Genomic DNA, 14,443 nt, shown 5'->3' with positions numbered 1-14,443 from the left:
AAAAAGATTGCACCAAATGGTAACAATCTTTCTATTCTAATCCTTTTTATGCTTGTGGTTTGCGTAGGTAACCATAAACCACACCACTTACGATTGCTCCAATCAAGACAAAGACTAGGTAAAGAAGGGCATTTGAAGTAAGGGCGATGACGAAGATTCCTCCGTGTGGCGCCATGAGTTTGATTCCCGCAAGACCAACGAGTCCGCCTGCTACTGCCGAACCAAGGATAAAGCTTGGGATCGCACGAGCTGGGTCTGCTGCACCAAATGGAATCGCACCTTCAGTGATGAATGACAAGCCCATGATGATGTTTGTCAAACCAGAGTTGCGTTCTTCTTTGGTAAATTTATCTTTGAAAAGAAGGGTTGCGACAAAGATAGCAAGTGGTGGCACCATTCCTCCAGCCATAACTGCTGCCATGGCTACAGAACCACCTGAAGAAACAGTTGCTGCAAGCGTACCTGTACCAAAGACATAGGCCGCTTTATTAACTGGACCACCCATATCAACAGCCATCATTCCACCAAGAACGATACCAAGAAGAACAGCTGAACCTCCTCCAAGACCGCCTAGGAAGTCATTCATAGCAGTGTTGATTGCTGCCATTGGGATGTTAACAGCTAGCATGACAAATCCTGTCAAGATTGTTCCAAGAAGTGGCAAGAGAAGGATTGATTTAGCACCTTCAAGTGAACGAGGAACTTTAACGTATTTCTTGATAGCAAGAACCAAGGCACCTGCGATAAATCCACCAACAAGGGCACCTAGGAAACCAGATGAGACACCTGCAAGAGTTGAAGTTGCTTCACCACCTGCGGCATAAGGAATTTTACCAAAGGCAAATCCTTCTTTAGCAATAGCACCAGCTACAAAACCTGCTACCAAACCTGGCTTTTCAGCGATAGAGTAGGCAACATAACCTGCAAAGACTGGAAGCATTAAGCCAAAGGCAGCCCCACCGATTTTCATGAACATGGAAGCGAGCTCATGGTAGGATCCGAGATTGCCAAGACTATCTTGTGGCACACCAAAAGCTCCGTCGATCAAGAAAGCAAGGGCAATCATGATACCACCACCGATAACGAATGGCAACATTTGGGATACACCACTCATCAAGTGTTTGTAGAAGGCACCACCGATACTTTGTTTTTCATTAGATGCCGTTGCAGCTTTTGCTCCATTAGCAGCACGATAAACTTCAGCATCTCCTGAAAGAGCCAAGTTAATCAACTCTTCTGTCTTACGGATACCGTCTGCAACTGGACGGTTAACCAAAGGTTTTCCATCGAAACGATCCATCTCAACAGCCTTGTCAGCTGCGATGATAACTGCTTTGGCCTTGCGGATGTCTTCTGCAGTTAGTTGATTCCCAACACCGCTAGCACCGTTGGTTTCAACCTTGATACCAACACCCATTTCAGCAGCCACTTTTTGAAGGGCTTCTTGGGCCATGTAAGTGTGGGCGATTCCTGTTGTACAAGCTGTAACAGCAACAATAAAGTCACCAGATTCATTGACAGGTGCTTGGACAGGCTCCTCAGCTTTTTCTGAAGCTTGGTCAAAGAGTGCAATCACTTGATCAGCTGATGTTACTTGACGAAGTTTGTCAGCAAAACCGTCTTTCATCAAGTATTGAGACAATTCTGCCAAGGCTGCCAAGTGAGTATCATTGGCACCTTCTGGAGCTGCAATCATGAAGAAGAGGTCGGTTGGTTGCCCATCCAAACTCTCATAATCAACACCCTTGTTTGACTTAGCAAAGAGAACGGTTGCTTCTTTGACCGCAGAGTTTTTACTGTGAGGCATAGCAATTCCGTCACCCAAACCAGTGGAAGTTAGAGCTTCACGCGCTAAGATTCCTTCTTTAAAGGTTTCAAAATCTGTCACATAACCGTGATCTACCAAACTTTTAATCATCTCTTCGATGACAGCTGTTTTTTCAGTTGCTTGCAAATCCAGCAACATGACATCTTTTCTCAATAGGTCTTGAATTTTCATCGTTTTTCTACCTCAACTTTTTCATATGTTTCTTTAATAAATTCCGCTGTTGCCAAGTCATGCGAGAAGGTCGTTGCTGTGCCACAAGCAACTCCCCATTTGAAGGCTTCTATTGCGTCTTTTGATTTGACAAATTCACCTGTAAATCCAGCAACCATAGAGTCACCAGCTCCGACTGAATTTTTCACTGTTCCCTTGATTGGTTTAGCAAAGTAAGCTCCCTCAGATGTGACAAGAAGGGCACCGTCTCCAGCCATAGAGATGATGACGTTTTGTGCACCTTTAGCCAACAATTCTCGAGCATAGTTCTCGATTTCATCTAAACTGTCGAGTTTCACTCCAAAGATAGCTCCAAGTTCGTGATTATTTGGTTTGACCAAAAGTGGCTGGTAGTCCAAACTATCAATCAAGGTCTGTCCTTCAAAGTCACAAACCACTTGGGCACCAGTCTTGCGTGTCAATGAAATCAAACTCTTGTAGATAACATTTCCTAGGTTTTTAGCACTCGAACCCGCAAACACAACCGTATCTTCTGCTGTCAGACTTGAAAGAATAGCTTTTAACTCTTCAAGTTGTTCGGGCTCAACATTTGGACCAGTCCCATTGATTTCTGTTTCTTGGTCTGCTTTAATCTTAACATTGATACGAGTATCTTCTGCTACTTGGACAAAACGCGTCTCGATTTCTTCCTCTGCCAAAGTATCTGTGATAAATTTACCAGTAAAGCCTCCAATAAATCCAGTCGCAGTATTAGGAATACCCAAGCGTTTCAAGACACGACTGACATTGATTCCTTTCCCACCAGCAAACTTATCATCACTGTCCATACGATTGACACTTCCAACTTGAACTTGGTCCAAGCGAACGATATAGTCAATAGACGGATTGAGTGTGACTGTATAAATCATACCTCTATTACCTCCGTTTTCTCCTTAATAGCCTGCAAGAGCTCATGCCCTTGACTTGTGATAACAATTGCTCGTTTAAGTGGTGCTACCTTGGCAAAGCAAGTTTGTCCAATTTTGGACGAATCAACCAAGACATAGGTTTGTTTGGCATTCTCCAAAATAGCACGTTTCACAGCTCCCTCCTCCATATCAGGAGTCGTATAATAACCATCGTCTACACCATTCATCCCGATAAAGGCACGGTCAAAGTGCAATTGATTGATTTGGTTAAGAGCAACTCCACCGATACATGCATCTGTTGCCATCTTGACACTTCCTCCAACCATGACAGTTGGAATCTGTTTTTCAACCAACTGAACCGCATGATGAATGGAGTTGGTCACAACTGTAATATTCTTATTAACCAATTCCTTGATTAAAAAAGCAGTTGTCGTTCCAGCATCAATAAAGATAACATCTTGTTCCTTGATAAGAGAGGCTGCTTTTTGAGCAAGTAACTTCTTCTCTTGAAGGTTTTTGATAGATTTTTCTTGAATAGTTTCTTCTTCCTGCAAGGAGTGAGGCAATTCTGCTCCACCATGCACACGGCGAAGCTTATTTTCCGCCTCCAACTCGTCCAAATCTCTTCGTACTGTCGATTCTGATGTTTCTAATAAACTAACCAATTTTTCTAAGGAAACTACATGATATTGATTTAACTCCTCTAAGATCAGTTGCTTCCGCTCAGTTTTTAACATCAAATTACCTCCTGTTATCGTTTACACTATTCATTCTAGCACAATTTTTGGTGAAGTCAAGCATTTTTTATCATTTTCTTTCAAATTCTATCATTTTTCTTATTTCCAAAATTTTTATTGCAAGATAAGTGGCTTTATGGTAGACTATTTGAGTAAGTATTGGAAGATTACTCAAGAGGCTTAAGAGGCCGTGTTGGAAACGCGGTAGGCGTGTAACAGCGTGCGTGGGTTCGAATCCCATGTCTTCCGTAGAAAAACAAAAACTGCACCTCAATGCAGTTTTTTTTATCATTCTAAGAACAATATATAGAAATGAAAGGCTGAGTTACTTTAACTACCACACCACATTTTTCTGTATCCTGCCCTATACTGGAATCACTTTGATTTCATCAAAAAACAAGTAGTCTTAATAAACTACTTGTTTTTCGTTTAAATCTAAAGATTAGATATTGCTTTTATCTTTTTTATCTGAAGATTTGTCTGTGGATTTATCTGAAGACTTATCTGTTGATTTATCAGAAGACTTGTCTGTAGATTTGTTCTTAGACTTTGTAGAGTTCTTACGATCAATCTTATCATATCCCTCAGTAGTATCCATTAACTCAGTTGATAAGGTGCGATAGTCTTCTTGAGAAATAAGCCAGTTTCCATCCTTATCCTTGGTTAGTTTGATTTCTGTATCAAAATCTCCAGTAGTAAGAGGTGTAAGAGCAGCTTCAGCATCTACATCACTGTAGGTAGCAAAATCTTTTCTGAAGAGGTGTTCGTAAATCCAATATGTCACCAATGTTTGGTAACGCTTGATATCAACATTTGATCCAGCTTGGTTGTACTTACCTAAGTTATCGATTCCACCAATGAGAATCGTTAGAACTTCTCTGACTGATGAAGTCAACCCTTTAGAATGCAATTTTTTAGAGTTAAAAGTTACAGTTGCAGTATTGCCAGATTCATCAACCTTCACATCCTTAACAGTGTAAGAACCGATATCCTGGATTAACTTGCGTTTCATCTTCAAGAAGCCTGAAATGGTTTCTTCTGGTGTTTCTACAGGAAAATCTTTGTGCCATTGTACTGAGTAGGTAGACGCAGGTGAAAGACCTTCTTCTTTGATTTTTTCACTTGTTTGAACTGCAAATATGGCTTCAGTCCATTTTTCATAAGTTTCGCCATAAATCTTCTTGAATCGTGCAGAGTCGCTAGTGAGAACAGAGTCTAGGAGAATTTCAGCATCTTTTGTGACTTTCTCTTTAACTTCCGCTGCTTCATCCTTCTTCTCAACCTGTTCCGTTTTCTCCTTGTCATCAGAAGAAGCTTCAGATGACTGATTAGACAATGCAGAACATGCACCCAAGACAACTGTTGAGAGTGCTAAGATAGTTAGTAACTTAATCTTTTTCATGTTTCACCTCTTTATGAAAATTTACTCTTGGAGACCACCTCCAAGTAGATTAGTTTAGAAAAACACTGGGTTTATCTAACGGAGAATGGGGGATTCGAACCCCCGCGCCAGTTACCCGACCTAACGATTTAGCAAACCGTCCTCTTCAGCCTCTTGAGTAATTCTCCACTAACACACTAAAGTAATTGGATACAATTTGGAAAAAATCATACTGTATACCAGTTCATAATGGAGCCGGTGGGAGTCGAACCCACGTCCAAACACCTGCCAACATATTTGTCTACAACCATAGGTTATGTATTGTTTTAACAGTCCCTCGACACATAACTCAAGCCTAGGAACTGCGAGTCTATTAATCTATTATCAAACCACTAGACAAGGCTTGATCGTATCTCGCTAATCATAAGACCTGTCATTGAACACGAGCAATCCAAATCAGGTCACGCCTGCTGGTTTTTAGGCAGCTAGAGCGTAAGAAGTGTTATTTTTTGCAGTTATATTTAACTGAGCGTTTACGTCGCCACACGGGTTGCAAAATATGCCTCATAATGCCTGTCGAATCCGTAACGACCCCAGGATGTTAGAACTATTATAACCTATCTTCATAAAAAATGCAAAATCAAGCCAATTCTTTAGAAAAGATACGTTTTCAAAGCATCTGATAAAGCTTGATAACCCGCTACACTTAGATGGAGACCATCCGTTGTATAGGCTGATTTAAGTTGTCCCTCTGCATCAGTCAAACTATCATAAATTGGTAGAAAATCTACTTGCATATAGGCGGAGGCTAGAGCCTCATAGGCTTGATTCCATTCTCTAATCTTTTCATTGGTTCGAATGTATACTGTCTGCTTGTATTCTTCTCCTTCATTGACTGGCAGAATAGAAACAAGCTTTATTTGTGACAGCGGATAATCTCGGTTAAGCGATTGAATCACACCTTCAAGATTATCTAAGGCTTCATTCATGGGAATATCTTTTCCGATATCGTTTGTCCCAATTAAGAGAACAATTTGATCGACAGCATCACCATAAAGATGGGCATCAAGATTGTCTAGTAGAAGCCCCGTCTGGTAACCTCGGATGCCACGATTAACAATCGTCTTAGCAGTTCCGAGTAACTCTTGCAAAGGGTAGTATTCTACAATCGAATCGCCGATAAAAATCATATCTGGTTCTAAAAGAGAAATCTGATTGAGTTCACGATACTTGGTTTGAATCTTTGCCTGCTCTTTTAGAAGCCAATTTTCTAATAACTGTACAGCCACCTTATCCCTCTTTCTCTAACCAATTCTCTAGGACCTGATAAACGCCAGCCTGGCTGTTAGCTGGAGCTAGGGCAGTTGCAACTGCCTTGGCCTCATCATCAGCATTTTCCATAGCATAGGCAATGCCAGCCATCTCCAACATCTCAACATCATTTTCGCTATCACCAAAAGCCATGATTTGTTCCGATGTCAAATCCCAGCGCTTGAGTAATTCTTCCAATCCCCAAGCCTTGTGAACACCAGCTTGCAGGATATCGATACAGCCATAACCGCTAGAAACAGCTCTTACACGACCATCAAAGAGGTCATTGATTTCCTGCAAAACTGAACTAGAACGTTCCTCTCCAACGACCATGCTCATCTTTAGTACTCCTCCAAATAGGTCTGAGTTTAGTTCATCCACAAAATTGGTCCTTTGGTAAAGTTTTTCAATCATCTCTGGAGTCATAAATTTTTCCAGATCTGTAAAAACCGTTCCTTCCTTGACAAAACTCCCATTCATACTGGTGACGACGAACTGATCTCGACACTCCCTCCCTTTAAAATGAAGGAGAGCCTTGTCAACCATAGCATCATCCCAGGTCTGAGCCTGAAGTAATGTATCATACTCAAATATCCGCGCACCATTAGCAACAACAAGGACTACTCGACTCGCTAAGTGTTCTAATAATTGCCTCATCCGATGGACTTCATTCCCCGTCGCAATGACAAAACGGATACCTCGTTCATCTAATTGGTCTAAAATCTTTTCTAAACGTGGCAAGTCCAGTTGCCCTCTTGGATCCAGCAAGGTTCCATCCATATCTGTTGCAATTAATTTAATCGTCATCTCGTCTCCTTTAGGGCGAGTACCTACCACTTCAACCCTACATGTTCATTCATTTCTTTATAGGCTGTGTCAATTCGTTCCTTGGTCGCCTCATCCAACTTGTCACGGTGACTACCCCCCTCGATGAAGTCCTCTAGGATATAGGTCTGATAGAGGAAGAGCGGATAGCCTTCTGGGGAGTAAGTTCCTTTGGGTGTTCGATTAACCCAAGTAGGATGCGCTTTGGCGGTTTCAATCCTTGTCTTTCCATCTTTTTTCTTAATGGTCACATCCATGAGAACTCCTCGCTCAGTCCACTTGGCATTTTCCTCGTCTTGCATGGTTTCAATGCGCTGATTTGAGAGGAAATTTCCCATGGAATAGATAATCAGTTTTTTGTCACCATCTTTTTCAACTGTTTCGGCAGGTTCAACGACGTGTGGATGCCCTCCAAAGATAATATCGGCTCCCCAGTCCACCATCTTGTAGTAAAGAGCTTTTTGCTCCTCAGTTGGTTCTAATTGGTACTCAATTCCCATCTGAGGCATAACAACAGTAATATCCGCTTCTTTCTCGGCACGCTCGATTTCCGCCTTCATCTTTTCTTCGTCTAAGTCAGAAAGATAGCGATTATAGTCCTCTTGGGAAATAGATTGTTCAATGCCATTAAAGCCATAGGAATAAGCCAATAGAGCTACCTTGATACCATTGACTTCCTTAATAACAAGGGGAGACTTGTCCCTTGGTTCCTTTGTATAAACTCCAATAGGTGTCATTCCTGCCTTTTCAATAGCTTGAGCCGTTGAGACCACTCCCTCTATCTGAGAATCCAGGATGTGATTGTGGGCCAAGTCTAGAACTTGGTAGCCTGCATCCTTGATCGCATCCATGACTTCCCCTGGTGCATTAAAGAGAGGATAACCTGCCAAGTAGTGGTCCTTGTTCACCGTTCCTTCAAAGTCACCAATCACCAAATCCGCTTGTTTGAGCCAGGGTTTTACATACTCAAAATTTTCATGGAAATCATAGGTCCCATCTTCTTTAAGAGCTGTTCGGTAGATGGGGATGTGGTAGAGAAGGTCACCATTTGCCATGATACGCGCCGTTGTTTCACCAGACTGATCTTCCTTGGATTGACCAGATGTACTAGCAGAATCAAGAGTTTGGCTACCAGGGCTTGTTCCCTTACTACCTTGTACTGCTCGAACTAATAAGTTCCCCCCCATGGACACGGCAACTGCAAGCAGTAACACAATAATAAACTGAGCATTGGTCCAGGATTTATAATTCCGAAAGAAACCAATACTTTTCTCCAACAATCCATCAATAGGTCCATGAGACCGTCTATCTTGTCGCTTTTCCATCTTTATTCCCCCTTGCTTTTTGGTGCAAGTTTTTTCTTTTATTATATCACAGACAAAAGAAGAATACCGTTTATTATATTATTTTTTAGGAACTTCTGCGGCTTTCTTTCTGACCTATTTTGTGTTATCATGTAGAGGTAATGAAAGGAGAGAAAATGTCTGCAATAGAACGTATTACAAAAGCTGCTCACTTAATTGATATGAAAGATATTATCCGCGAGGGGAATCCAACTCTACGCGCAGTTGCTGAGGAAGTTACTTTCCCACTGTCTGACCAGGAAATCATCCTTGGTGAAAAGATGATGCAATTCCTCAAACATTCCCAAGATCCTGTTATGGCTGAGAAAATGGGGCTCCGCGGTGGTGTTGGACTTGCTGCTCCCCAACTCGATATCTCAAAACGTGTTATCGCTGTTTTAGTGCCCAATATTGTGGAAGAAGGTGAAACTCCACAGGAAGCCTACGACTTGCAAGCTATTATGTACAATCCAAAAATCGTCTCTCACTCTGTTCAAGATGCTGCTCTTGGCGAAGGAGAAGGTTGCCTATCTGTTGACCGTAACGTGCCAGGCTATGTTGTCCGTCATGCCCGTGTCACTGTTGATTACTTTGACAAGGACGGCGAAAAACACCGTATCAAGCTCAAAGGCTACAACTCTATCGTTGTCCAACATGAAATTGATCATCTAAACGGAATCATGTTTTACGATCGTATCAATGAGAAAGACCCATTTGCTGTCAAAGATGGACTCCTCATCCTCGAATAAAGAAAATCCCGTTGCAAGACGGGGTTTTGTGTTATAATAGAGGCATGAAAACAAATGATATTGTCTATGGCGTCCACGCCGTTACCGAAGCCATCCTTGCAAACACTGGAAACAAACTCTACCTCCAAGAAGATCTTCGAGGTAAGAATGTTGAGAAGGTCAAGGAACTGGCTACAGAAAAAAAGGTATCCATTTCTTGGACTTCAAAAAAATCCCTGTCTGAGATGACCGAAGGCGCTGTTCACCAAGGTTTTGTTCTACGAGTGTCCGAATTTGCCTATAGCGATCTGGATCACATCCTTTCCAAAACACGACAAGAAGAAAATCCTTTGCTATTGATTCTGGACGGGTTAACTGACCCCCATAATTTAGGTTCTATCTTAAGGACTGCTGATGCGACCAATGTTTCAGGTGTCATTATTCCCAAGCACCGTGCTGTCGGAGTGACTCCTGTCGTTGCCAAAACGGCCACAGGTGCTATTGAGCATGTACCGATTGCCCGAGTGACCAACCTCAGTCAAACCCTAGACAAACTCAAGGCTGAAGGCTTCTGGACCTTTGGAACGGATATGAACGGTACCCCTTGCCACAAGTGGAATACAAAAGGGAAAATCGCCCTCATCATCGGAAATGAAGGAAAAGGCATCTCGAGCAACATCAAAAAACAGGTCGATGAGATGATTACTATTCCCATGAATGGGCATGTTCAAAGTCTCAATGCCAGTGTTGCTGCAGCCATTCTCATGTACGAAGTTTTCCGAAACCGACTATAAAAAAGTTTCCAATCAAGTGATTGGAAACTTTTTTCTTAACTATGTTCTGTAATAAATTTGTAAGCTTCTTGACCAGCGATAGCCCCATCTCCAACTGCTGTTGTCACTTGGCGAAGGTCTTTCTGGCGAACATCTCCAACTGCAAAGATACCGTCAACGGCAGTTTTCATGTGATTATCTGTCACAATCCAGCCTGCCTGGTCTTGAATATTCAATTCTTTAACAAAATCGCTAACAGGATCCAAACCGACATAGATAAAAACACCACCGAAGGCTTGCTCTGTCACTTGACCCGTTTTTACATTTTCAAATACGACAGATTCTACTCGGTTTTCACCTTTGATTTCCTTGACAACAGAATCCCAGATAAAGTTGACTTTCTCATTTGCAAAAGCACGGTCTTGCAAAACCTTTTGGGCACGAAGTTGGTCACGACGGTGAACAATGGTAACAGTCTTGGCAAAGCGAGTCAAGAAGAGAGCTTCTTCTACCGCTGAATCTCCACCACCAACTACGAGCAAGTCTTGATCACGGAAGAAAGCTCCATCACATACGGCACAGTAAGAAACACCACGACTGTTCAGTTCTTCTTCTCCAGGAACCCCCAAAAGACGGTGTTTTGACCCAGTTGCTACAATGACAGTACGGGTTTCGTAAACTTGATCATCAGTGATGACCTTCTTATAGTCACCCTGGTCTTCAATATTTTCAACATAGCCATAAAGATGCTCCACTCCAAGGTTTTCAAGAGGTTCAAACATCTTTTCAGCCAATTCAGGTCCACTGATGTTGGCATAACCTGGATAGTTTTCAATATCAGATGTGTTGTTCATTTGCCCGCCTGGCAGACCACCTTCAATCAAAGCCACTTTCAGATTGCTGCGAGCAGCATATAAGGCAGCGGTCATTCCCGCAGGTCCAGCACCGACAATAATCGTATCGTACATTTCGATTCCTTCTTTCTTGTTGTAACTATCTTTATTCTAACTCATTCTTGCTAGTCACGCAAGGATTATGCCTTGAAAACCAAGAGCAAACTCATGACGGCAAAGGATAACACCGGAATGACCAAAACTCCAATCATAATCATATCATAGAGATGGGCTTGGCGAGCTTTGGCTGTCTTGTCCACACCAGACATGGCTCTCAATCCAATCCAAATCCCCAGAAAAGTCACGACAAGGATGGTCGTTAAGATCAAACTCTCGAAATACAAAGAAAATAGATGCAGTAGCATGATCTCTCTCGTTTCTATCTTTTTTAAAGAGTAAACTCAGCTAGTCCAACTAACTGAGTTTTCCTTTTTCTATTATATCAAATATAAGTCCGTTTGTAACTAGCGAAGAATTCTTTTGTCCGTTCTTCTTTTGGATGATTGATGATTTCATCCGGTGTGCCAGACTCGATGATTTTCCCTTTATCTAGGAATAAAACCTTGTCTGCCACTTGGGCTACAAAAGACATATCGTGACTGACCAAAATCATGGTCTGACCTGACTTGGCAGCATCTGCAATAGACTTTTCTACTTCACCGACCAATTCTGGGTCGAGGGCTGAAGTGGGTTCGTCCAATAGCAAGACATCTGGTTTCATAGCAAGCGCACGCGCAAGGGCAACCCGTTGCTTCTGTCCACCTGATAAGTGGCGAGGGTAATGGTTTTCACGGTCAGAAAGTCCAACCTTAGCCAACTCTTCCTTGGCGATTTTTGTTGCTTCCTCGTCCGATAATTTTTTAACGATAACCAAACCTTCCTTGACATTGTCAAGAGCTGTTCGGCGTTCAAATAAATTAAACTGTTGGAAAACCATAGATAACTTGCGACGAAGGGTTAAAATCTCCTCTTGGCTAATCTGAGAAAAATCAACTTTAAAATTGTCAATCTGAATCGTTCCACTATCTGGAGTTTCAAGGTAATTCAAACTACGAAGAAAGGTTGATTTTCCAGCTCCAGATGAACCAATCAAAGCCACTACCTCCCCTTTTTGGATATCCAAGTTCAGATGATTCAAGACTGTCTGTCCAGAAAAGGATTTGCTTAAATTCGAAATCTTAATCATTAACGAAGGTCTCCTTTCACATCTGTAGATACTGCATCCGGCGCTGAGATAGCCATTCTTCTCTCAATGAAACGGCCGAGGCTTTCAATTCCAATATTGACTACCCAATAAACAAGGGCAACGGAGATGAAACGTTCAAAATAGCGATAATCAGCTCCACCTAAAATCTGAGCTTGGGCAAAGACTTCCACAACACCCGCACTAAAGGCTAGAGAAGTTCCTTTAGTCAAACCGATAAGGGAGTTAATCAAAGTTGGCGTCGCTACCACCGCCGCATTTGGAATAATCACACGACGATAAACTTGCGCTCGTGTCATACCCAAACTACGCGCCGCCTCAATTTCACCTGGATTAACAGAAAGGATGGCTGCACGAATCGTTTCACTTGCATAAGCCGCCTCATTAAAAGCAAAGGCCACAATCGCAAAAAGTGCCGCTGGAATCGCATTGATATTGAAACCAGTGCCCCATTGCTGGTTGATAGCTTTCAATAACAAAGGAATTCCGTAGTAGGTCAACATAAGTTGGACTAGGATTGGGGTACCTTTTAAAAAGCTAACGAAAAAGGCCTGCAAGGGATATAAAATCTTAACACGATTGATCTTAACAATGGCAAAAATTAAGGCAAGTAGCAAACCAAAGAGTGCTCCTCCAAGCGTCAACATCAAGGTTGTAGGCAGTTGTTGGACAATCCTTGGAATTCCATCAAAGACCGAACGCAAACTAAAGAGTTTACCATCCGGAATGAGTTGCATCAAACTTTGGTACCAATCTGATGCTAAAAATGTTGTAACAGTCATAAAAACATCCTCTCCTGATAATGATTCATTCTATCATACTTCTGCTCGCAAGCAAATTATTTGCTACGGGCTGCTCAGATTTTGTCTATCTTCTAGTTTATCACACTTTAAAACAGGGAGGCTATATATTTTACCTATCAATGAGATAAATAAAAACTATCTCAAACCTAAGTCCTCATAGGGTCTTCTATAGCCGATTTGTTTAACAGCACCATTCTCCACCAAAATTGGACGTTTCAATAACATGCCATCACTGGCTAGAAGCTTGGCTGCTTCTTGTTTTGACAAACTTTCCACCTTATCTTTTAGGCCTAGTTCTCGGTATTTGATCCCGCTAGTATTGAAAAATTGTTTCACTTCAAAACCAGAAGTTTCTAACCAGTCCAAAATTACTTCTTCACTTGGTGTTTCTTCTACGATGTGGACATCTTGGTATTCCAGTCCAAGTTGATCCAATTCATTTTTTGCTTTCTTACAAGTTGAACATTTTGGGTATTCGATAAATTCTAACATCTTCTTTTCTTTCTATTTTTTATTTTCTTGAAATGCTGCACCTTCATGTTGCAAGAGCCAGGCTTTCTTTTCGACTCCTGATGCATAGCCTGTCAAGCGATTGCCTGACCCCAGCACACGATGACAGGGTACGAGGATGGACCAAGGATTGCGCCCCACTGCTCCACCAATCGCTTGGGCAGAAGCTACTTGCAGGTCTTTCGCTATTTGACCGTAAGTCACTGTTTGACCATAAGGAATGGCATGTAAATAGGTCCAAACTCGCTTTTCAAAATCTGTTCCAATAGGAGCCAAAGGTAAGTCAGATAGATCCTGAACACTGCCTTCGAAATAGGTATCTAAATAGGAAATAACCTGCTCTAATACAGGATGGCCAGCAACTTCTTCTATCGTTTCATCCCCTAATCCCCTCTCAAAGTGAGTTTGGTCCTGTACCCAAATTCCATACAGATATTGCTCGTCAGCAACTAAGGATAAGGTCCCAATTGGCGACGGGTAGAGCATTTTTGCGTACTTTTTCTGCTTCATTTTTTTAATTTCTGATAGGCCAAGCGTTCCCCATCAACTGGAACTTTTCCGACCTGTTGGAAGCCCAGCTTTTCAAAGATATGCTGCATGGCCTTGTTTTGTGCATGCGTATCTGAACGAAAATCTAGATAATCAAAACCTTCAATCAATCCTTCTAGGAAAGTCTGAGCAACTCCTTGTCCTTGGACATCTGTTGCCACAGCGATACGGTGAAAGACCAGATATTCTGATTCTTCCCCCTGCCAACTTCCTTCATAAATGGCTTCATAGGCTTCCTCTGGGTTCTTGGTCACAGCAGCATAGGCTAACAGTTCTCCCTCTTCCAAGGCCACATAGGCTTGACCAGAGATGATATCATCAATAATGATGTCGGCATTTGGATAGTCATTTTGCCACTGGTCACTACCAGACTTGGCTAAACACTTTTTGGCATCCTCCATCACCTGCATAATCGCATCTACTTCGTTTGGAAAAGCTAAACGAATCTCCATCTCTTCCCCTCATTTCTAACTAGTTTC

General features: G+C 42.1%; 16 protein-coding genes, 2 tRNA genes and 1 other RNA gene. 3 read left to right on the top strand and 16 right to left on the bottom strand.

Annotation, left to right across the window (positions count from 1 at the left end; all coding sequences use genetic code 11):
- Positions 1-46: 46 nt before the first annotated feature.
- From MK385_RS05710 to MK385_RS05700, 3 genes are read right to left on the bottom strand one after another with little or no spacing between them, the layout of a single operon-like run.
- The gene (locus tag MK385_RS05710) at positions 47-1,999 is read right to left on the bottom strand and encodes a PTS fructose transporter subunit IIABC (protein WP_268725519.1); all 1,953 of its coding nucleotides are present in this window, start codon (positions 1,997-1,999) and stop codon (positions 47-49) included.
- Positions 1,996-2,907, bottom strand: coding sequence for a 1-phosphofructokinase (gene pfkB, locus MK385_RS05705; protein ID WP_268725518.1), 912 nt, complete (start codon positions 2,905-2,907; stop codon positions 1,996-1,998). The genes MK385_RS05710 and pfkB overlap by 4 nt, the downstream gene beginning before the upstream one ends.
- The gene (locus MK385_RS05700; RefSeq protein WP_268725517.1) at positions 2,904-3,644 is read right to left on the bottom strand and encodes a DeoR/GlpR family DNA-binding transcription regulator; all 741 of its coding nucleotides are present in this window, start codon (positions 3,642-3,644) and stop codon (positions 2,904-2,906) included. The genes pfkB and MK385_RS05700 overlap by 4 nt, the downstream gene beginning before the upstream one ends.
- A gap of 161 nt (positions 3,645-3,805) precedes the next feature.
- Between MK385_RS05700 and MK385_RS05695 the strand changes: the two genes are divergently transcribed.
- Positions 3,806-3,893: transfer RNA gene (locus tag MK385_RS05695), tRNA-Ser, on the top strand.
- A gap of 193 nt (positions 3,894-4,086) precedes the next feature.
- Here MK385_RS05695 and MK385_RS05690 read toward each other — a convergent pair.
- From MK385_RS05690 to MK385_RS05665, 6 genes are all read right to left on the bottom strand, one after another.
- The gene (locus tag MK385_RS05690) at positions 4,087-5,046 is read right to left on the bottom strand and encodes a hypothetical protein (protein WP_268725516.1); all 960 of its coding nucleotides are present in this window, start codon (positions 5,044-5,046) and stop codon (positions 4,087-4,089) included.
- Positions 5,047-5,125: 79 nt separating this feature from the next.
- A tRNA-Ser gene (locus tag MK385_RS05685) sits at positions 5,126-5,213 on the bottom strand.
- 59 nt (positions 5,214-5,272) lie between these two features.
- Positions 5,273-5,620, bottom strand: a transfer-messenger RNA (tmRNA) gene (gene ssrA, locus MK385_RS05680).
- Between the two features lie 58 nt (positions 5,621-5,678).
- A complete protein-coding gene (locus MK385_RS05675) occupies positions 5,679-6,314 on the bottom strand; it encodes an SGNH/GDSL hydrolase family protein (RefSeq protein WP_268725515.1) in 636 nt (211 codons plus the stop codon).
- 1 nt (position 6,315) lies between these two features.
- The gene (locus MK385_RS05670) at positions 6,316-7,143 is read right to left on the bottom strand and encodes a Cof-type HAD-IIB family hydrolase (protein ID WP_268725514.1); all 828 of its coding nucleotides are present in this window, start codon (positions 7,141-7,143) and stop codon (positions 6,316-6,318) included.
- 23 nt (positions 7,144-7,166) lie between these two features.
- Entirely contained in the window at positions 7,167-8,486 is a 1,320-nt protein-coding gene (locus MK385_RS05665; protein ID WP_268725513.1) for a CapA family protein, read from the bottom strand.
- 155 nt (positions 8,487-8,641) lie between these two features.
- Here MK385_RS05665 and def point away from each other — a divergent pair, with 155 nt between their 5' ends.
- Positions 8,642-9,253 carry a peptide deformylase gene (gene def, locus MK385_RS05660; RefSeq protein WP_268725512.1) on the top strand — a complete coding sequence of 204 codons (612 nt, stop codon included), beginning with the start codon at positions 8,642-8,644 and terminating at the stop codon, positions 9,251-9,253.
- A gap of 44 nt (positions 9,254-9,297) precedes the next feature.
- Positions 9,298-10,026, top strand: a complete 729-nt coding sequence (gene rlmB / locus MK385_RS05655; protein ID WP_268725511.1) for a 23S rRNA (guanosine(2251)-2'-O)-methyltransferase RlmB — start codon at positions 9,298-9,300, stop codon at positions 10,024-10,026.
- 35 nt (positions 10,027-10,061) lie between these two features.
- On the opposite strand, the gene trxB is transcribed toward rlmB, so the two are convergent.
- From trxB to MK385_RS05620, 7 genes are all read right to left on the bottom strand, one after another.
- Positions 10,062-10,973 (bottom strand): thioredoxin-disulfide reductase, encoded by a 912-nt coding sequence (gene trxB / locus MK385_RS05650; RefSeq protein ID WP_268725510.1) that lies wholly within the window; start codon positions 10,971-10,973, stop codon positions 10,062-10,064.
- A 65-nt stretch (positions 10,974-11,038) separates the two neighbouring features.
- Positions 11,039-11,263, bottom strand: coding sequence for a DUF4059 family protein (locus MK385_RS05645; protein ID WP_049506076.1), 225 nt, complete (start codon positions 11,261-11,263; stop codon positions 11,039-11,041).
- 77 nt (positions 11,264-11,340) lie between these two features.
- On the bottom strand, positions 11,341-12,084 hold the full coding sequence (locus tag MK385_RS05640) for an amino acid ABC transporter ATP-binding protein (RefSeq protein ID WP_268725509.1): 744 nt from the start codon (positions 12,082-12,084) through the stop codon (positions 11,341-11,343).
- Positions 12,084-12,884, bottom strand: a complete 801-nt coding sequence (locus tag MK385_RS05635) for an amino acid ABC transporter permease (protein ID WP_268721685.1) — start codon at positions 12,882-12,884, stop codon at positions 12,084-12,086. Before MK385_RS05635 ends, MK385_RS05640 begins: the two co-directional genes overlap by 1 nt.
- A 156-nt stretch (positions 12,885-13,040) precedes the next feature.
- The gene (locus tag MK385_RS05630; protein ID WP_084943724.1) at positions 13,041-13,397 is read right to left on the bottom strand and encodes an arsenate reductase family protein; all 357 of its coding nucleotides are present in this window, start codon (positions 13,395-13,397) and stop codon (positions 13,041-13,043) included.
- A gap of 12 nt (positions 13,398-13,409) precedes the next feature.
- Positions 13,410-13,925, bottom strand: coding sequence for a methylated-DNA--[protein]-cysteine S-methyltransferase (locus tag MK385_RS05625; RefSeq protein WP_268725508.1), 516 nt, complete (start codon positions 13,923-13,925; stop codon positions 13,410-13,412).
- Complete coding sequence (locus tag MK385_RS05620) at positions 13,922-14,416, bottom strand: GNAT family N-acetyltransferase (RefSeq protein WP_268725507.1); 495 nt, start codon at positions 14,414-14,416, stop codon at positions 13,922-13,924. The genes MK385_RS05625 and MK385_RS05620 overlap by 4 nt, the downstream gene beginning before the upstream one ends.
- Between the last annotated feature and the right edge of the window lie 27 nt (positions 14,417-14,443).

Origin of the sequence: Streptococcus oralis, assembly GCF_026782125.1 — a bacterium.
Lineage (GTDB): Bacteria > Bacillota > Bacilli > Lactobacillales > Streptococcaceae > Streptococcus > Streptococcus oralis_CE.
The sequence above is the reverse complement of the archived record's forward strand: the minus strand, read 5'-3'. Positions and strand labels throughout refer to the sequence as shown.